This window comes from Zhongshania aliphaticivorans (assembly GCF_902705875.1).
Lineage (GTDB): Bacteria > Pseudomonadota > Gammaproteobacteria > Pseudomonadales > Spongiibacteraceae > Spongiibacter > Spongiibacter aliphaticivorans_A.
In genome coordinates this window covers 330935-350521 of sequence record NZ_CACSIK010000001.1, presented here as the reverse complement: position 1 = coordinate 350521, position 19587 = coordinate 330935, and the positions used below count along the sequence as shown (strand labels likewise).

Genomic DNA, 19587 nt, shown 5'->3' with positions numbered 1-19587 from the left:
ACTCGCTTACTTTGCAGATTCGTCTTCGTCTGCAAACCACGGAGCACGGGCAGTCATTATTAACTCACCAGCCCGTTCTTCAGTCATGTCTTCAATGTCGAGAAGATCTTCAACGGCCTGTTCAGCCAGATCTTCCATCGTTACAACGCCACGGCTAGCAAGAATAAAAGCAAGATGCTTCTCCATGCCTTCCATTGTTAATAGGTCTTCAGCCGGCTCGGCGCTTTCTAATTTTTCTTCACTCGCTATCGCTTGAGTCAACAAGGCATCCTTTGCACGAGCACGCAATTCTTGCGCTATCTCTTCATCAAAGCCCTCTATCGCCATCATTTCTTCAAGCGGCACATAGGCGACTTCTTCCAAGGTTGTAAAACCTTCTTCTACTAACACCTCTGCGATATCTTCACCAACATCAAGGGCATCAACAAAATAACCAATAACTTGACCGGATTCTTGTTCGTGTTTAGCGCCCATTTCTTCAATGCTCATCACATTGATAGTCCAACCGGTCAGCTGGCCAGCAAGACGAACATTTTGACCTGCGCGGCCAATTGCCTGCGCCAAATTATCATCCGCCACGCCCACATCCATAGTGTGGGTATCTTCATCTACAACAATGGATTCCACTTCAGCAGGTGCCATCGCATTGATAACTAGCTGAGCTGGATTATCATCCCATAAGATAATATCAACACGCTCATTGCCCAATTCACCAGAAACCGCTTGTACGCGTGAACCACGCATACCAACACAAGCGCCAACGGGATCAATGCGGCCATCATTAGTTTTAACTGCAATCTTTGCTCGCGAACCAGGATCACGGGCAGCAGCTCGAATCTCGATAACGTCTTCAGAGACTTCTGGCACTTCAATTTTAAATAATTCGATGAGCATTTCTGGGCATGCGCGACTTAAAAACAATTGCGGGCCACGTGCTTCTGGACGCACATCAGCAAGAATTGCACGAACACGATCGTTAATCCGAAATACTTCTCGGCCAACCAGTTCTTCACGAGGCAGCAATGCTTCAGCATTGTTACCTAGATCAACGATAATACTATCTCGCGTAACCTTTTTAACCGTGCCATTAATCAATTCACCCACGCGACTTTGATACTCATCAACAACCTGAGCACGCTCTGCCTCGCGAACTTTTTGAACGATAACTTGCTTTGCCGTTTGCGCAGCAATACGACCAAAACCGACGTTTTCAACGATTTCTTCGTGAGTATCTCCAGCCTTTAAATCAACGCTATATTCATGCGCCTCTTCAATTGTGAGCTGAGTACCCAGCAGAGCCATCTCATCATCAGGCATGACCAGCCAACTACGAAAAGTCTGATAATCCCCTGTGAGGCGATCAATCACCACTCGTATTTCAGAGTCTTCGTCATAACGTTTTTTGGCGGCTGTTGCCAATGCCTGTTCAATCGCTTCGAAAATGATGCTTTTAGAAACACCTTTCTCGTTCGACACGGCCTCAACTACCAGCAATATTTCTTTACTCATTATCCGCCTCTTTCCGCAGCCGGCTATTTGAAATCATTAACCTCGATTAAAATCGAGGTACGACATTCGCTTTATCAATCTGATCGAAGGGAAGCAAATAATCATGCTCCTCCACCATCAATACCACATCACCATCCTCGATCCCCATCAAGCGACCAAGAAACTTACGGCGCCCCTCAAAAGAGGTCCGCAAACGAACATTTACATCACTGCCAACATACTGCTCAAACTGTGCCAACGTGAATAAAGGTCTATCCATTCCCGGCGACGACACCTCTAGGTTATATTCACCGGCTATCGGATCTTCAACGTCTAAAACACCACTGATCTGATGACTGACTTTGGCGCAATCATCAACACCAATGCCTTTATCACTATCAATATACACCCGCAGCATAGTGTGGCGGCCATGTGACTGATAATCCAGACCCCACAGCTCATAACCAAGAGCTTCCACTCCCGGTTGAAGTAATTCTTCTAATTTGACGGTCTTGTTGGACAAGTTCACTACCCACCAATAAAAAATGGGCCCAAGGCCCACCATCGAAATTCTTTGACGTATCCGCCCTAGCGATACGAAAAAGCCCCTTTGCAAGGGGCTTCTAAAAACTTCTGATCTATATAAAAGCGAAGTCACCCTACGCTCAGAGGAAGCTTATACAACCGTTACTGCCACCCCATATCAGGAGGCGCATTATATTCAGACAAGCTGTAGAGGTCAAGGTAAGTCGTGACTAAGCCCCGCTAACTTTCAACTGTAACACCAATGCGCTTAGCGATAGCATCAAAATCAAACGCCAACTGATCCTCCCACAAACTAATTACTATCGGCAATTGACTGATGCCGTCACTACCCACCGGCAGGGCGTAGCGACGAAGCGCCTCATTTACAGCAACCAATTCTTCACGCTCTAGATAAACCGTTAGTTCCGGATAGCGCTTACAAATACGTATCAACCCAACCAAGCATTGCTTTTTTTTCAACGCCAAGTCCCGCTCCAAACGCTCCAAGTCAACCCTGTGTCGATCAGCACGCCCTAAAGCGCCATCAACCGCCTCTCTCCATTTACTTACCGGCATTAGCAATGTCTTTTGAACTTTCGCCTTTTTCAACATCAATCGACGCGCTTGAGGCTCATACTCCTTTATCAGCCTCTTAAATTCCAATAGCGGTAAACGTGCACCAGCCAACACACTAGGGTCCTCCCTTAAACGAAGAGAAAACACCACATCTCGCCGCTTTTCAAGTAACCGCAGATAGCTCAGCAACTTTAACTCAAGCTCTTCTACTGCATCATCGCAAGCCATAGCAAACCGAGCACCAAACTCCCTTACATCGCCCACCAGCTGTAAAAAGTAAGCGCGCAAATTAAAGAACAAATAATCGTGGTCGTCATTTGTTTTTGCAAACACCGCAAGTGCTTGCGGCAACTTAGCCAAAACATTACTGGTAAGTAGCTCTTCAAACGCCCTCACCCTACTAGCCACAACTACTCCAACTCCAGTACCATCAGCCGATATCTCACCACCCAGCAGCGGAAGCAAGGTATCAACACGTACCTTATTTGCCGAGGCCATCAACGCAGCCAATCCGGCGTTAACTTGGCGCTCAATAGTGACAATACGACCAAGTGTCCACGTCAAATGTTGAGTAATCGCCTCATCACCCAAGGAAGAATACGGGATCGCCATACCATTAAAAAACACCGAACTGCCATTTAATACTGCGTCTTCATGCAAAAACCTACGCGCAGAATAAGGGTTAAGTGAAAAATCCTTCACCGGCCCAACTAAATACAAATAACGCTCGGTCGCCACAACCTCACACTGCCGAGCACAGGCCTCTTGACTAATTTTTTTGCTAATAAAGGCATTCTCATGATTCACCAAACTCTCAGCTGGACTCACTCGAAAGCGATAGCCCAGCATCTGATGCTTTAGAAATACCTCTATTACAAAATCTCGAACCGCCCCAGGCGTTAAACCTCGGTGTGTTGCAGGCACCAACATAGGTGCAGATCTTGTCAGCATAACCAGCGCATCCAAAAAAGCCTGCCGCAGCGCTCGCCTCAATCGAATACTGAGTAAATCCTCCTCGGTCGCCTCGCCACTTATCAAGGAAACACTCGCTTCCAATAAATCAATATAGGGCCCCGCATCACGGAGCTCGCCCAAGGCAGACAATGCAGCTTCTAGCTTCGCCGCTATCGCAAGAAGCTTAGGAGAATCAAGTTTATTTTTAATATCGACAATGGTCGGCCGCCCTAAGAAGGTAAGACGCTTATTTTCAGCATCAATCCTTATTCCCTTTGGCGCTAGATAACGGCGATAAGCATATTTTCTCTCTTCACCGCTTAAAGCCTTAAAAGCAGCACTTACCGTGTTCTGCCATTTCGCATTCAAAAGAGGGTCTAAATCTAATAGCTCAGACGAAACACTTGGCGAAATCCTGGGCCGAAACTCACCACCAGTACCGTCGCCACGCAAGTTACGCTGTGTATTCTCAGCATCCATACCACACATCCTTATTAAGTGCTCTTACCCTAAATCCCTGTAGACATACTTATCGATCTATCCAAAAAAAACAATAAAAAAGGGGATCTGCTATGCAGATCCCCTTTTTTGTTTTGGTGCCGAAGGCGGGACTTGAACCCGCACGAGCAATGCCCACCACCCCCTCAAGATGGCGTGTCTACCAATTCCACCACTTCGGCTAAATTTTTTACTCTGACGCCGCCGGCATATCACCATCAACTGCAGGCATTTCATCACTATCTACAGAAGGCATATCCGACTCTTCACTACCCATTTGCACTGGCATAGTTTCATCACCTACCGGAGCAACATCTCGACTTTCCTGCAACACAGGTACGTCAATAATATCCTCACCCCCACCACTGCGCTGCTTGGCTACATAGGCCAAAGACAAACTGGTAACAAAGAACACGGTAGCCAATATCGCAGTAGCGCGAGTTAAAGCATTACCACTTCCACTACTTCCGAATAAGGTTTGCGACGCACCAGAGCCAAACGAGGCCCCCATATCCGCACCCTTACCTTGCTGAACCAAAATCAAACCTATAATGGAAAGACCCGCCAACACATGTACTATTAAGATAATTTGTTCCATTACTCCGCCGCCCGACATATTGCGGAAAATTCCTGTGCATCAAGTGACGCACCACCAACTAACCCGCCATCAATATCCGCCTGAGCGAACAATTCACCTGCACTAGCAGCTTTAACACTGCCGCCGTACAGAATTCGCAAACCTTTAGCCAGCTGCTGATCTTTCTCTGCAAAAAGTGCACGAATAAATGCATGCACCTCTTGAGCCTGACTAGGGCTTGCCGTTTTACCTGTACCAATCGCCCAGACTGGCTCATAAGCAATCACAATAGATTGTAATTGCTCAAGACTCAAAGCCGAAAAAATCGGCTTAAGCTGGGCTGAAATCACATCAAGCGTAGCACCCTCATCGCGCTGTGATTCCGTCTCACCAACACAAACCAAAGGCACCAAACCCTGCAGCAAAGCCTGCTTGGCTTTCTCTGCAACTTGCTCACTACTTTCGCCATAAATGGCGCGACGCTCAGAGTGACCAACAATTACGTAGCGACAACCAATATCTGCCAGCATTAAAGCAGAGACTTCCCCAGTAAACGCGCCATCACTAGGCTGATCACACACATTTTGCCCTCCAACTGCTACTGGAGAGCCGGCTAAACCGGATAATACTGAACCCAAATACACCGTGGGAGGGAAAACTGCGATATCCACACCTGGCTCTGCAGGTAGCGATGTTTTCAAATCCGAGACCAACTGCTCAATGCTGGCACTATTGCCACACATCTTCCAGTTCCCAGCTACGAGATTACTCCGCATTCCATTTCCCTTAGCGCAAAATGGGCGCCAATCTTACATAAACTTACAAACACATACAAGAACAGCCACCACTTATGATGAAAGCTTTTGCACCTTTCCCGCCAAGCGCTGACAAAGGTCAGCAACTTGTGCAGCATTTTCACCTTCAACCATGACTCGCACTAAAGGCTCAGTTCCAGAGGCGCGCAATAATACCCTGCCTCGCCCTGCTAATTCCAGCTCTACTTGATCAACCTCTGCCCGCAATTCCGCATGATTCAAATCCATCGGCTTCTGAATACGGATATTCTGCATTATTTGCGGAAACTTACTTACCGGTCTTCGTAATTCATGCAAACTTTTACCGCTACCCACCACAGCTTGAACCACTTTTAACGCAGCAACTACACCATCACCGGTTGTACTTACATCGCCACAAATAATGTGCCCAGAGTTTTCCCCACCGAGCTGCCAATCAAGCTCATTCATACGCTCCTTGACATAGCGGTCACCCACATTTGCTCGCTCGAATGCAATACCTAAGGCTTTTAACGCTAATTCAAAACCAAGATTTGACATCAAGGTGCCAACAACACCACTACACTCTTTGCCCCGACGCAGGCGCTCAGCAGCAATAATATAAAGTATCTCATCGCCATCAACCAAATCGCCGGAAGCATCAGCAAACAATACGCGGTCGCCATCACCGTCAAAGGCAATCCCAAAATCAGCACACTCCTGAACCACCCTCGATTGCAATTCAGTGGGATGAGTCGATCCGACGTTAGCATTTATATTAAGGCCATCTGGCGAGACCCCCATTACAATGACCTCAGCACCCAATTCAGCAAAAACAGCTGGTGCAACGTGATACGTCGCTCCATTAGCGCAATCCAGAACAATTTTTAACCCGGCTAAAGACAAGCCAGTTTGCGCCGTAGATTTGCAATACTCTATATACCGCCCCGCCGCATCATCTATACGCCGGACCTTCCCCAGCTGCGCAGATTCCACTGTTGTCATTGACACATCAATTGCTTCTTCAATCGCCAACTCAAGTTCGTCTGGCAACTTCGTCCCATCAGCGGAGAAAAACTTTATCCCATTGTCATAATAGGGGTTGTGACTCGCACTAATAACAATTCCCGCGCGCGCTTGAAACGTCCTCGTGAGGTAGGCAATTGCAGGAGTAGGCATTGGCCCCAACAGCAACACATCCACACCCGCAGCAACCAAACCCGCCTCCAATGCAGATTCAAACATATAACCCGAAATACGCGTATCTTTGCCTATCAAAACCTTGCTTCGACCTTCACGAGCAAACACCTGCCCCACTGCCCAGCCCAGTTTAAGAACGAACTCTGGCGTAATGGCACCTTCGCCAACTCGACCACGTACGCCATCTGTTCCAAAATATTTTCTAGTCATTAGCCCGTTTCTCAAACATTACAGCCGCCGTCATTTTGACTGCATCAACCGTTTCTTTTACGTCATGTACTCGCACAATATGTGCACCGCGCTCCACAGCCATTACCGCCATGGCAACACTCGCCGCAACACGATCATCAACGCCACGCCCAGTAATTGCGCCCAACATGGACTTTCTCGACAAACCAACTAAAACCGGGAACCCCATTTCAACAAAGCTAGGCAGGCGTCGAAACAACTCAAGATTGTGAGCCACAGTTTTACCAAAACCAAAACCGGGGTCTATTAGAAAACGATCCCTAGCAATACCCATTGCCTCGCAGGCCAAAATGCGATCATTCAAGAAAGCACTAACCTCGTCAAAAACATTTTGATACTCTGGATTGCGCTGCATAGAACCAGGCTCACCATGCATATGCATTAAACACACTGGGAGACCATTCGCCGCGGCGACACTCTCAGCGCCGGGTCGTAACAAGGCACGCACGTCGTTAATCAAACCCGCACCCAAGCTCGCTGCGCCTCGCATGACTTCAGGTGTACTGGTATCAACAGAAACCACCACATCAAAGCGCTGAGCGATCGCCTCCACAACAGGCAAAACCCTTTCACACTCTTCGTCAACACCAACCGCTTGAGCGCCAGGTCGAGTTGACTCGCCACCAATATCAATGAGTGTTGCCCCCTGAGCGCAAGCCTCCTCAACACGACGCAATACCTTATCTAGCAGCAAACCACCAGCGTGGTAATCACCGCCATCAGAAAAGGAGTCGGGAGTAACATTGATAATTGCCATAACATGAGGCTCGCTTAGATCCAATAAGCGAGCACCGCAGCGAAGCTGCGGTGACGGGGAACTTAACAAGGGAGTCATTACAAACTCAGTGGTCACTCACAGAGCCAACAAAAGGATCTTCGGGACGATTTTTCTTATCTTCACTGGACTCTGAGCCTGACTCGCTCTCAGTCGCATCGGCTTTATGGCCACCAGTGCGGTCATCGTCATCCCAACCTGCAGGTTTACGCGGCTTACGCCCTGCCATTATATCGTCAATCTGCTTGGCATCGATGGTCTCGTACATCATCAGTGCTTCAGCCATCACATCAAGCTTACCACGGTTATCTTCAAGTATCTTTTGGGCAGTACCGTAACATTCGTCAATTATTCTGCGCACCTCTTCGTCAATCTGACGAGCGGTCTCTCCAGAAAAACTCTTACCCTGCTGACCGGCTGAACGCCCCAAGAACACCTCTTCTTCGGCCTCATCGTACATCAGCGGACCCATCTTTTCAGACAAACCCCACTTGGTAACCATTTTACGAGCGATATCAGTAGCACGCTGTATATCGTTAGACGCCCCGGTTGTTACACCGTCCACACCCAAGGTCATTTCCTCAGCGATCCGCCCACCAAACAACGAACAAATTTGGCTAATAATGTGTCGACGGCTCAAGCTATAACGATCTTCCTCTGGCAGGAACATAGTCACACCCAGAGCGCGACCTCGCGGAATAATACTGACTTTGTAAACAGGATCGTGCTCAGGCACTTCGCGACCAACAATAGCGTGTCCCGCCTCATGATAGGCCGTATTCAGCTTTTCTTTGTCAGACATCACCATTGATTTGCGCTCTGCGCCCATCATGATTTTATCTTTAGCTAAATTAAACTGCGCCATACTTACCAAGCGAGAATTAATACGAGCAGCAAACAAAGCAGCTTCGTTAGCAAGGTTGGCTAAATCTGCACCGGAAAAGCCTGGCGTGCCCCGCGCTATAATTGACGCTTCTACATCATCACCAAGAGGCAACTTACGCATATGAACTTTTAAGATTTGCTCACGACCACGAATATCTGGCAATCCAACCACAACCTGGCGATCAAAACGACCCGGACGCAGTAACGCGGGATCAAGCACATCAGGCCGGTTAGTCGCGGCAATCACAATAACGCCGTCATTCGCTTCAAAACCATCCATCTCAACAAGCAATTGGTTTAGGGTCTGCTCACGTTCATCGTGACCACCGCCCATTCCTGCACCGCGATGACGACCAACCGCATCGATTTCATCGATGAAAATAATACATGGCGCTTGTTTTTTAGCTTGCTCAAACATATCGCGAACACGAGATGCACCAACACCAACAAACATTTCAACAAAATCAGAGCCGGAAATTGAGAAGAAGGGCACCTTCGCCTCGCCAGCAATCGCCTTAGCAAGCAAGGTTTTACCTGTGCCCGGAGGACCGACCATTAATACGCCACGGGGGATACGCCCACCTAGGCGCTGAAATTTACCTGGATCACGCAAAAACTCAACAAGCTCTTGAACATCTTCCTTGGCCTCATCCACACCAGCCACATCAGCAAAGGTGGTCTTAATTTGGTCTTCACTTAAAAGTCGAGCCTTACTTTTCCCAAAGGCCATGGGGCCGCCCTTGCCACCACCAGCACCGCCCTGCATCTGGCGCATGAAAAACATGAAAATAGCCAGAATAATCAAAATCGGAAAACTAGCGACCAACAACTGGGTCCACAAGCTTTGGCGCTCAGGCTTGGTGCCCTCTACAACCACATTATGCTCTAATAAATCATCAATCAGCTTAGGGTCATCAAGAAGGGGCCGCACGCTCTCAAAACGACTGCTATCATTACGCTCACCGCTAATAACCAAGCCATCAATAACAACTTTGCGAACACGCTCATTCTGCACTTCAGTAATGAACTGCGAATAGTTGAGCTGTTCAGTCGGTGACTGGACGCTGAAGTTATTGAATACCGTCAACAAGACAGCAGCAATAACCAGCCACAATAATAAATTCTTTGCCATATCGTTCAAAAACCGATCCTCACGCTACACTGTTCGCAAAGTTCACAAAAGGGGAAATCAACCCCGACATTTGCCCACTCTACTACATTAATTGGGCACCCTCTACGCAATAATTAGCCGCGTAGACCAGTGGCTACTAGGTAAACCTCTCGTGACCTCGGCCTAGACGCCGCCGGCTTACGAGTAACTACCTTGCTAAACTGCTCTCGAAGAAGGCGCATATACTGATCAAAACCCTCCCCCTGAAATATTTTGGTGACAAATCCACCACCTGGACGTAATACTGAGCTAGCCATATCCAAAGCCAGCTCACATAAGTACATAGACTGCGGCTGATCAACATCCCTCATACCACTCATATTGGGGGCCATATCTGAAATTACAAGGTCAGCCTTCTGATTCCCCAAAAAAGCCATCAATTCATTAAAGACACTTTCTTCAGTAAAGTCGCCTTGAATAAACTCAACGCCAGCAATGGTATCCATTTCCAGAATATCAGACGCTAAGATCTGACCATGATGGCCCACCAACATAGCCGCAACCTGCGACCAACCGCCCGGTGCGCTGCCCAAGTCAACCACACTCATACCGGGCTTAATCAGACGATCTTTTTCTTGGATTTCCAATAATTTATAGCACGCCCGTGAGCGATAGCCATCTCTCTGGGCCATTTTGACGTAATGATCGTCAAAATGTTCCTTCATCCACGCGCCACTAGATCCAGTACGTTTAACCACGCTCACCCCATTATTAGCGAGAATTGATATTTCAGCTGGAACACCTTTCGAGTAAAATACTTAGCCACGCCTTTTTCGGTTTCAGAATATTATGTCTAAATTCAGCGCAAGCGATAAAAAACACCTCCGCAGTATCGGCCACAAACTCAATCCCGTGGTCATGATTGGCGACCGAGGATTAAGTGAAGGCGTCATGACCGAGATTGAACGCGCCTTAGATGATCACGAGCTCATCAAGGTTAAAGTAAATATAGCTGAACCTAGTGAACGTCGCGCAATGATTGACCAATTCTGTGCAAGTCATAAGGCACAACTAGTTCAAGCTATCGGAAAAATTGCTCTCGTTTACAGACCTGCAAAGAAACCAAACCCAAAGCTGTCCAACCTGCTTCGGGTATAGGCCAAAACCATATTACTCGGCGAGGTGTTGCACCTTGTCGATTTCATATTCGATAATCCCGCCAGGCGCTGTAACCATAGCGACATCACCCTCTTCCTTACCAATTAAAGCGCGAGCTATTGGCGAAGTCACTGAAATCTTGCCCTCTTTCACACTCGCCTCATCCTCACCAACAATACGGTAAGTGACTTCTTCATCAGTTTCGCAATTAATCAAGGTCACCGTAACCCCAAAAATCACTTTACCCGTGTAGGGAATCGCTGAAATATCGATAACTCGTACACCAGCAAGCTTGCTCTCTATTTCTTGAATACGACCTTCGCAAAAGCCCTGCTGCTCACGCGCAGCATGGTATTCCGCATTTTCCTTCAAATCGCCATGGGCTCGCGCTTCAGCAATTGCCTGAGTAATACGTGGACGCTCAACAGACTTTAATTTTTTTAATTCATCACGCAGCGCTTGTTCGCCGGCTACCGTCATTGGCACCTGATTCATTGCATCATACCCTCGTGTACGTCCTGTATACGACGCACTGTTTTCTCTTCACCAAAAGCCAAAGCCTGACAAATTGCCTCCGCTCCCGCAAGTGTTGTGGTGTAACTCACCTTATTTACCAAAGCACTTCGACGAATTAGCGACGAATCAGCAATCGCCTGCTTACCTTCGGTGGTATTAATAATTAAATTCACATCCCCATTTTTCACCATATCGACAATATGGGGGCGCCCTTCCAGCACTTTATTTACCCGCTTACACTCTAAGCCAGCCGCTGTCAGCACTTTGTGTGTTCCTCGGGTCGCGCACAAGACAAAACCTTGCTTAACTAGCTGCTCTGCAACGGCAACCACACCCTCTTTGTCAGGATCACGAACACTTATAAACGCTTTACCACTGGTTGGGAATACCTCACCCGCGCCAACGGCAGCTTTAGCAAACGCTTCTGCAAACGTTTCACCTAGGCCCATAACCTCGCCAGTCGACTTCATCTCTGGCCCCAAAATCGGATCTACGCCAGGAAACTTAGCAAAGGGGAAAACAGCCTCTTTCACTGAGAAGTATTTAGGAATAACTTCCGTTGTGAAGTTTTGCGCTGCCAAGCTTGTACCCGCCATACAGCGCGCAGCCACTTTAGCCAGGGACACACCAATGCATTTCGACACAAACGGTACGGTACGAGAAGCGCGAGGATTAACCTCAATAACGTAAATTTCGCCATCTTGCACCGCCAGCTGGACATTCATCAATCCAACCACGCCTAATTCCAGGGCCATTGCTTTAACAATCTCGCGCATGCGATTTTGCACATCTGCAGACAATGAATATGGGGGCAGTGAACACGCTGAATCGCCCGAGTGAACACCCGCCTGCTCAATGTGCTGCATGATCGCACCAATGACAACCTGCTTGCCATCAGACACCGCGTCAAGATCGACTTCTACTGCCGCGTTTAAAAAGTGATCCAGCAGTACCGGTGACTCATTAGAAACCCTTACCGCCTCACGCATATAGCGTTGCAGCTCTTCTTCTTTGTAAACAATTTCCATTGCTCGCCCGCCCAAAACATAAGATGGACGCACTACCAATGGATATCCAATTTTCGCGGCCGCCGATAACGCAGCCTCTTCCGAACGCACTGTAGTATTTGGCGGTTGCTTTAACTCTAGACGCTCGATCATTTGCTGGAATCGCTCACGATCTTCAGCACGATCAATCGCATCAGGCGATGTCCCAATAATAGGCACACCCGCCGCTTCAAGGTCTCGCGCCAACTTCAGTGGTGTCTGACCACCAAATTGAACGATAACCCCTTTTGGCTTCTCTTTAGCAACAATTTCTAACACGTCTTCTAGGGTAACGGGCTCAAAGTACAGGCGATCCGAGATGTCGTAATCAGTCGACACCGTCTCGGGGTTACAGTTGACCATAATGGTCTCGTAACCATCTTCACGCATTGCCAATGCCGCATGGACACAGCAGTAATCGAACTCTATGCCTTGGCCAATACGGTTAGGGCCGCCACCAATAACAAGAATTTTATCGCGACCAGTTGGCTGCGACTCGCATTCTTCTTCATACGTCGAATACATATACGCGGTCGATGTAGAAAACTCTGCCGCACAAGTATCCACCCGCTTATAAACAGGATGAATATCTAAACTATGTCTGAGGGTACGCAGTTGTTTTTCACTTACCGCCAACAGCACCGACAAGCGCTGATCAGAAAACCCTTTGCGCTTTAAACGCCACATTAAGTCCTTGGTAATATCAGTCAGTGCCAAGGTTTTAAGCGAGTTTTCGGTTTTGACAATATCTTCGATCTGCACCAAGAACCAAGGATCAATCCACGAGTGCTCAAAAACCTCTTCAACACTCATTCCAGCGCGGAAAGCATCGGCAACAAACCAAATACGCTCGGGACCAGGGTTCGTTAGCTCGGCTATCAAGATGTCACGCGCATCATCGCGATCTACATCAAGCTGATGTTCAAATCCTGCAGATCCCACTTCAAGGCCGCGCAATGCTTTTTGTAGAGACTCCTGGAAAGTTCGACCAATGGCCATTACCTCGCCAACAGATTTCATCTGCGTATGCAGTCGAGTCTGAGCCTCGCCAAACTTTTCAAAGGTAAATCGTGGAATTTTGGTGACGACATAATCGATAGCCGGCTCAAAGGACGCAGGTGTCGCACCGCCGGTAATATCGTTTTGCAATTCATCTAAGGTGTAACCGATCGCTAACTTGGCGGCCACTTTCGCTATGGGGAAACCAGTAGCCTTTGACGCCAAGGCCGAGGAACGACTCACCCGCGGGTTCATTTCAATAACTACTAAGCGCCCTGTATGCGGCTCCATACCAAACTGGACGTTTGAACCACCAGTTTCAACACCAATCTCACGCAATACCGCACACGAGGCGTTACGCATGATTTGGTACTCTTTATCGGTCAGGGTTTGTGCCGGTGCAACCGTAATGGAATCACCTGTATGCACACCCATTGGATCAAAGTTTTCTATCGCGCAAATGATAATGCAGTTGTCGTTTTTATCCCGGACAACCTCCATTTCAAATTCTTTCCAACCTATCAAGCTCTCATCAATTAGCAGCTCATTAGTGGGCGACAAATCTAGACCGCGAGTACAAATCTCCACGAACTCTTCTTTGTTATAGGCAATACCACCACCCGAGCCACCCATTGTGAAGCTGGGGCGAATAATCGCGGGATAACCGATGGAGTCCAAAACCTGCAATGCTTCTTCCATGCTATGAGCAATTGCCGACCTAGGGGTCTCTAGCCCGATACGCTTCATCGCCTTATCGAATAAAAGGCGGTCTTCCGCCATATCGATAGCATCTTTGGTTGCGCCAATCATCTCAACGTCATACTTGGCCAGCACACCTTCTCGATCTAGATCCAGCGCGCAGTTCAGCGCCGTTTGCCCACCCATGGTAGGAAGTATTGCGTCTGGGCGCTCTTTCTCAATGATCTTTGCAACCGTCTCCCAAACCACAGGCTCAATATAAGTGGCATCTGCCATAGACGGGTCGGTCATAATCGTTGCGGGGTTAGAATTCACCAAAATGACTCGGTAACCTTCTTCACGTAACGCTTTACACGCCTGAGCACCGGAATAATCAAACTCACAAGCTTGACCAATTACAATGGGGCCAGCTCCAAGGATAAGTATGCTTTGGATATCAGTTCTTTTTGGCATAAGTACTAATCATCTAACTCTGTGCTTCATAATAAACAGTCTGCTACTGGAAGCTAAGCAGCAGACACTAGCTAGTGTCGTTCTCTATCTACACCCGCCAAATGTGCAGGTGTGATCTAAGCCTTATTTAACCTGCTTAGCAGCCACAATCATATCAATGAATTGATTGAATAACGGCGCAATATCATGCGGGCCGGGACTCGCCTCTGGGTGGCCTTGAAAGCCAAACGCAGGAATGTCTGTACGCTGAATGCCTTGCAGTGAACCGTCAAATAAGGACTTATGACTGACTATGAGGTTTTCAGGTAATGAGTTTTCATCAACGGCAAAACCGTGATTCTGACTAGTGATATGCACCACCTTAGTGGTTAAATCTTGCACCGGATGGTTGGCACCATGATGACCAAATTTCATTTTTTGGGTTTTTGCGCCAGACGCCAAGCCAAGCAACTGATGCCCCAAGCAAATACCAAACACAGGCACAGCGGTTGCCAATATCTTTTTAATTGCTGAAATGGCGTAATCACATGGCTCTGGATCACCAGGGCCATTAGATAAAAAGACACCATCAGGATTCATCGCCAGCACTTCTGCAGCAGTTGTTTTGGCCGGCACCACGGTTAAGCGGCAGCCTCGATCCGTCAACATGCGTAAGATATTGCGCTTTACACCAAAGTCATAAGCAACAACATGATGAGGAAGTTCATCATCAGCATACGTTTTATGGCCTTCACCAAGCGTCCAGCTACCTTCGCGCCACTCATAACGCTCGGGTGTCGTCACTTCCTTGGCCAAATCCATGCCTTTTAAGCCGGCAAACTCTTTCGCCATGGCTAATGCTTTGGCGTCATCGATATCCCCCGCCATCAAGCAACCACTCTGGGCTCCTTTGTCACGCAAAATACGGGTTAAACGGCGAGTATCTATGTCCGCAATACCAACAATATTACGAGATTTCAGATATTCAGAAAGACTCTGTTCGCTACGAAAACTTGACGCAAGCATCGGCAAATCACGAATAACTAGGCCAGCAGACCAAATCGTTTCCGCTTCCTCATCTTCGCTATTCACGCCAGTATTGCCGATATGAGGGTAAGTGAGCGTCACAATTTGACGCGCATACGAGGGGTCGGTCAAAATTTCTTGGTAACCGGTCATTGCCGTATTAAATACGACCTCACCAACCGAATGCCCTTCGGCACCTATGGCGATGCCCCGAAAAATGCTGCCGTCTTCAAGGGCAAGTATGGCTGGAACCGTCAAGACTACCTCCTAGATAAAACTTGCAGCCGAGAGCCACCGCCGACACACACATCGGAACGACAACCTAGAGACCACAGAGGAAAATACGCGTGCAAAAAAGCGAGATGAAGATTGCTTCACCTCGCTTTTTTGCGGGGCTGCGGAGCTTATTCAGCTCGGCACCCTAATCTGATGCGCGATTTTACGCGAAATGCCCCCTGCACGTCCACCGCAATAAATACCACGCATTCACTTTGCCACCACTAAACCTTGGTCAACCGCTAACTAAAAGGGTATATAGGGCCAAATAAATACCAACTACTTTAAACCAAGCACATCTTGCATATCATAGCGCCCCGCAGACTGGGCACTAACCCAGGCCGCAGCACGCACCGCTCCGCGGCCAAATGACATACGAGAACTGGCCTTGTGGGTGATCTCCACGCGCTCACCTTCGGCACAGAACATGACAGTGTGATCACCCACCACATCCCCGCCTCGCACAGTCGCGAAGCCAATAGTGTCACGCTCGCGAGCTCCTGTTTGCCCTTCACGACCATAAACAGCCACTTTCTCTAAATCACGGCCTAGCGCATCGGCAACAACATGCCCCATGCTTAACGCCGTACCAGAAGGTGCATCAATTTTATGGCGGTGATGCGCCTCAACGATTTCAACGTCAACATCATCACCCAAGACCTTCGCAGCCATATCTAATAATTTAAAGCACAGGTTCACCCCAGTACTAAAATTAGAGGCCTGACAAATGGCAATCGGGGCGATAGCCGCCTCTAACTCGATTTTTTGCTCTTGATTAAAACCGGTTGTCCCAATCACCATCCCTTTACCAGCTGCACCACACGCCTTCGCATTGGCAAGCGTTGCCGCAGGCACTGTAAAATCAATCAACACATCAAAGTCTTCTAGCACCGAAGCCACATCGCCAACGATTGCCACCCCGTTTTTACCCAACCCCGCCAGCTCACCCGCATCCGCGCCCAATAAAGAGCTCTCTGGGCGCTCAATCGCTGCCGTTAATTCGCAATCATCATTCAGTGATACTGCTTCAATTAAAATGCGGCCCATCCGGCCTGCCGCACCTGTTACTGCTATCCGAACTGTCATAACACCTTCCAATATTTAAGAATTCAAACTCAATTTCTATCAACCCCNGCACTCACGCCCCCGCCATCGACCGCAACCTCTTCGTCATCAATGGCCATATCGCGAACAGTCGTCGATGCTAGCGCTTCTTCTAAAGCGGCATCAATAGCCGCCGTCACCTCAGCAACACCATGCACCGGCTTGCGAGGCACTCGCAGAGCAATCATTGGCACAGAACCGTCATTTCTTACTGCGTCAATTACGGTTTTTAATGACGTTTTCTCCAGGGGCACATTCGGCAAATATCGCGGCGGATCCTCGTGATCCTCTGCTACTAGGCCTGCCGCCCTTAATGCCCCAAGCACACGGGTTACACCTTGGATCTGCACCCGCAATCGATATACAAAATCACTTGCAGAAAATGGTTTTCGAGACTGATAGTGACGCTGCGCTATAATTGCCATTACCTGCAGCGCCAAGGTTTCTCGCTGCCGAATACTCAAATCACCGCTACGCCGCACTGGCGCAATATATTCTGGGTGCTGCACGTAAAAAGCCACACTGCTGCCCACCAGCAAAATTAACCAACTGATGTACATCCACATCATAAAAAGAATCAAGATTGCAAAACCAGAGTAAATTGCATATGTGCCGCTACCGCTAGCTGACACCACAACACTACCAAACCCCCAACCCAGGCTCTGAAACAAAATCCCTGACACCACCCCCGCCACAAAACCAGCACGGAAGGTAACTCTCGTGTTAGGAATAAACATATAAAAGAAAGTGAACGCCGCAATAATCATTAAATAAGGCGCGGCCTCCGTGGCAAATGCAATTAAATGCTGCACAAAGGGCAAATGGCTACTTAGGGTTTGCACAACACCACCGCTTAACACGCTGGCAGATAAACCAATTGCCGAAAACACTAATAACGGCCCAATCAACATCACACTGCCGTAATCCGCAAAACGACGACCAATACTGCGATGTTGGTCCAGACGCCAGATATAATTAAACGTCGCCTCAATTTTCTGGATCAGCGAGATCGCAGTATAAAATAACAGGGCAACGCCAAAAGTGCCCAAAACGCCAATTTTGACGTTATCAATAAATCCAATTATTTTTTCTGTAATCTCAACACCCTGAGCTCCCATGGGCGCAAGAAACTGAAGCATAACGGGCTCCAACTGCTTATTGTGCATCCCAAAGGCTTTCAGTACTGAAAAACTCACCGCCATCATCGGCACTAAGGACAGCAGAGTGGTATACACCAAGCTCATAGCGCGCAGTGTTAACTCACCCTTGGTTAGGTCATCCAACACCACATAAAGCAAGCGCAGCACATCAATGAGCTTTCGCTTCCACGCGCTGTAATGCACAACCTTATCTGACCACAGGTAGCTAGCTACAAATTTATTGAGGGTTTTATCCATTAATTCTGGCGCCTTTTATATAGATGGAAGCGTAGAATCTCCGCATTCACATGTCGCCAAGAATGGAGAAAAAATGGAGGGAAGTCGAGACCGGATTCCACTCAAAAGCAGAACCGGTCAATAAGAAGGGCAATTAATTAGAGCTTCATATCATCAAAAAAAGTTTTCACGCCATCGAACCACGTTTTCTTTCTTGGCGACTGCTTATCATCACCTTCCATACTAGCCTGCAATTCTTGAATTAACTCTTTTTGACGCTTGCTCAAGGAGACTGGCGTCTCCAATGTTACTTTGCAAATTAAATCACCGGTACTACCGCCACGCACAGGGGTAATCCCCTTACCACGCAAGCGAAATGATTTACCAGTCTGAGTCTCTGCTGGAATTTTTAGTTTTACCCGCCCTTCTAATGTGGGCACGTCTAACTCGCCCCCCAAAGCCGCATCAGCAAAACTAATTGGCACATCGCAATACAGGTTCTTACCATCGCGCTTAAATATGGGATGCGGCCGCACCGACATCTGCACGTATAAATCACCTGTTGGGCCACCATTGGGGCTGGCCTCGCCCTCGCCACTGAGGCGTATCCTGTCACCCGTGTCGACACCAGCAGGCACCTTCACAGACAATGTTTTAGTCTCTTCGATCAAGCCCTGACCATGACACGACGAGCACGGATCAGAAATAATGGTGCCTTTGCCACGGCACGTTGGACACGCTTGCTGGACAGCAAAAAAACCTTGCTGCATTCGCACTTGGCCAACACCGTTACAGGTGGAACAGGTTACCGGCTTAGAGCCTTTTTTAGCACCACTTCCATCGCAGGGCTTACACGCCACCAAAGTAGGTATACGAATTTTTGCCGTTGACCCGTGAACAGCCTGTTCAAGGTCAATTTCTAGGGTATAGCGAAGATCAGCTCCTGGTTGTGGCCCACGCTGACGACCGCCTCCACCGCCACCAAAGATATCACCAAAAACATCACCAAAAATATCACTAAAGCCGCCCGCCCCAGCGCCACCACCCGCGCCAGCATTAACACCCTCATGACCAAACCGGTCATATGTTGCGCGCTTTTCATCGTCAGAAAGCACTTCATAGGCTTCTGTCGCTTCTTTAAAAATATCTTCAGCCTTTGGATCATCGGGATTACGGTCGGGATGATTTTTCATCGCAATACGACGGTAGGCTTTTTTAATTTCCTTACTATCGGTATCCCGCGAGACACCCAGAATTTCGTAATAATCTCTTTTTGACATAGCTTTGTTTTTACACTGTCCAGGAGAGAAATAGCATCCAAGTGCCAATCCACTCTACTATATA

Annotated in this window: 16 protein-coding genes and 1 tRNA gene; 1 reads left to right on the top strand and 16 read right to left on the bottom strand. The window is 48.2% G+C overall.

The window, feature by feature from the left end:
• Positions 1-6: 6 nt before the first annotated feature.
• The 10 genes from nusA to rlmE form a co-directional block, all read right to left on the bottom strand.
• Positions 7-1509 carry a transcription termination factor NusA gene (gene nusA, locus AELLOGFF_RS01675; RefSeq protein ID WP_159267035.1) on the bottom strand — a complete coding sequence of 501 codons (1503 nt, stop codon included), beginning with the start codon at positions 1507-1509 and terminating at the stop codon, positions 7-9.
• A gap of 46 nt (positions 1510-1555) precedes the next feature.
• Positions 1556-2011, bottom strand: coding sequence for a ribosome maturation factor RimP (gene rimP, locus AELLOGFF_RS01670; protein WP_159269239.1), 456 nt, complete (start codon positions 2009-2011; stop codon positions 1556-1558).
• Positions 2012-2253: 242 nt separating this feature from the next.
• On the bottom strand, positions 2254-4023 hold the full coding sequence (locus tag AELLOGFF_RS01665; RefSeq protein WP_159267034.1) for a hypothetical protein: 1770 nt from the start codon (positions 4021-4023) through the stop codon (positions 2254-2256).
• Between the two features lie 114 nt (positions 4024-4137).
• Positions 4138-4223, bottom strand: a tRNA-Leu gene (locus AELLOGFF_RS01660).
• Positions 4224-4231: 8 nt separating this feature from the next.
• Positions 4232-4639, bottom strand: a complete 408-nt coding sequence (gene secG, locus AELLOGFF_RS01655) for a preprotein translocase subunit SecG (RefSeq protein WP_159267033.1) — start codon at positions 4637-4639, stop codon at positions 4232-4234.
• Positions 4639-5394, bottom strand: a complete 756-nt coding sequence (gene tpiA / locus AELLOGFF_RS01650) for a triose-phosphate isomerase (RefSeq protein ID WP_159267032.1) — start codon at positions 5392-5394, stop codon at positions 4639-4641. Before tpiA ends, secG begins: the two co-directional genes overlap by 1 nt.
• Before the next feature lie 72 nt (positions 5395-5466).
• Positions 5467-6801, bottom strand: a complete 1335-nt coding sequence (gene glmM / locus AELLOGFF_RS01645; protein WP_159267031.1) for a phosphoglucosamine mutase — start codon at positions 6799-6801, stop codon at positions 5467-5469.
• Positions 6794-7675: a dihydropteroate synthase gene (folP, locus tag AELLOGFF_RS01640; protein ID WP_235035588.1), complete on the bottom strand. Its 882-nt coding sequence runs from the start codon at positions 7673-7675 to the stop codon at positions 6794-6796. Before folP ends, glmM begins: the two co-directional genes overlap by 8 nt.
• Before the next feature lie 7 nt (positions 7676-7682).
• On the bottom strand, positions 7683-9632 hold the full coding sequence (gene ftsH / locus AELLOGFF_RS01635) for an ATP-dependent zinc metalloprotease FtsH (protein ID WP_200842679.1): 1950 nt from the start codon (positions 9630-9632) through the stop codon (positions 7683-7685).
• A gap of 113 nt (positions 9633-9745) precedes the next feature.
• Entirely contained in the window at positions 9746-10369 is a 624-nt protein-coding gene (gene rlmE / locus AELLOGFF_RS01630; RefSeq protein WP_159267029.1) for a 23S rRNA (uridine(2552)-2'-O)-methyltransferase RlmE, read from the bottom strand.
• A 91-nt stretch (positions 10370-10460) separates the two neighbouring features.
• Between rlmE and yhbY the strand changes: the two genes are divergently transcribed.
• Entirely contained in the window at positions 10461-10769 is a 309-nt protein-coding gene (yhbY, locus tag AELLOGFF_RS01625; RefSeq protein ID WP_159267028.1) for a ribosome assembly RNA-binding protein YhbY, read from the top strand.
• A 12-nt stretch (positions 10770-10781) separates the two neighbouring features.
• Here the strand turns inward: yhbY and greA are convergent, their stop codons facing one another.
• The 6 genes from greA to dnaJ form a co-directional block, all read right to left on the bottom strand.
• Entirely contained in the window at positions 10782-11264 is a 483-nt protein-coding gene (gene greA, locus AELLOGFF_RS01620; RefSeq protein ID WP_159267027.1) for a transcription elongation factor GreA, read from the bottom strand.
• Positions 11261-14482, bottom strand: a complete 3222-nt coding sequence (gene carB, locus AELLOGFF_RS01615) for a carbamoyl-phosphate synthase large subunit (RefSeq protein WP_159267026.1) — start codon at positions 14480-14482, stop codon at positions 11261-11263. Before carB ends, greA begins: the two co-directional genes overlap by 4 nt.
• A gap of 123 nt (positions 14483-14605) precedes the next feature.
• Positions 14606-15745, bottom strand: a complete 1140-nt coding sequence (carA, locus tag AELLOGFF_RS01610) for a glutamine-hydrolyzing carbamoyl-phosphate synthase small subunit (protein WP_159267025.1) — start codon at positions 15743-15745, stop codon at positions 14606-14608.
• A 297-nt stretch (positions 15746-16042) separates the two neighbouring features.
• On the bottom strand, positions 16043-16849 hold the full coding sequence (gene dapB, locus AELLOGFF_RS01605) for a 4-hydroxy-tetrahydrodipicolinate reductase (protein ID WP_159267024.1): 807 nt from the start codon (positions 16847-16849) through the stop codon (positions 16043-16045).
• A 29-nt stretch (positions 16850-16878) separates the two neighbouring features.
• Positions 16879-18264, bottom strand: a complete 1386-nt coding sequence (locus AELLOGFF_RS01600; RefSeq protein ID WP_159267023.1) for a YihY/virulence factor BrkB family protein — start codon at positions 18262-18264, stop codon at positions 16879-16881.
• Between the two features lie 137 nt (positions 18265-18401).
• A complete protein-coding gene (dnaJ, locus tag AELLOGFF_RS01595; protein WP_159267022.1) occupies positions 18402-19523 on the bottom strand; it encodes a molecular chaperone DnaJ in 1122 nt (373 codons plus the stop codon).
• Positions 19524-19587 lie beyond the last annotated feature (64 nt).

Excerpts from the sequence above, each read along its gene's own strand:
- ftsH (WP_200842679.1), bottom strand. The coding sequence starts at position 9,632 with ATGGCAAAGAATTTATTATTGTGGCTGGTTATTGCTGCTGTCTTGTTG.
- yhbY (WP_159267028.1), top strand. The coding sequence starts at position 10,461 with ATGTCTAAATTCAGCGCAAGCGATAAAAAACACCTCCGCAGTATCGGC.
- dnaJ (WP_159267022.1), bottom strand. The coding sequence starts at position 19,523 with ATGTCAAAAAGAGATTATTACGAAATTCTGGGTGTCTCGCGGGATACC.
- greA (WP_159267027.1), bottom strand. The coding sequence starts at position 11,264 with ATGAATCAGGTGCCAATGACGGTAGCCGGCGAACAAGCGCTGCGTGAT.
- folP (WP_235035588.1), bottom strand. The coding sequence starts at position 7,675 with ATGACTCCCTTGTTAAGTTCCCCGTCACCGCAGCTTCGCTGCGGTGCT.
- secG (WP_159267033.1), bottom strand. The coding sequence starts at position 4,639 with ATGGAACAAATTATCTTAATAGTACATGTGTTGGCGGGTCTTTCCATT.
- glmM (WP_159267031.1), bottom strand. The coding sequence starts at position 6,801 with ATGACTAGAAAATATTTTGGAACAGATGGCGTACGTGGTCGAGTTGGC.
- tpiA (WP_159267032.1), bottom strand. The coding sequence starts at position 5,394 with ATGCGGAGTAATCTCGTAGCTGGGAACTGGAAGATGTGTGGCAATAGT.
- AELLOGFF_RS01665 (WP_159267034.1), bottom strand. The coding sequence starts at position 4,023 with ATGGATGCTGAGAATACACAGCGTAACTTGCGTGGCGACGGTACTGGT.
- carB (WP_159267026.1), bottom strand. The coding sequence starts at position 14,482 with ATGCCAAAAAGAACTGATATCCAAAGCATACTTATCCTTGGAGCTGGC.
- nusA (WP_159267035.1), bottom strand. The coding sequence starts at position 1,509 with ATGAGTAAAGAAATATTGCTGGTAGTTGAGGCCGTGTCGAACGAGAAA.
- dapB (WP_159267024.1), bottom strand. The coding sequence starts at position 16,849 with ATGACAGTTCGGATAGCAGTAACAGGTGCGGCAGGCCGGATGGGCCGC.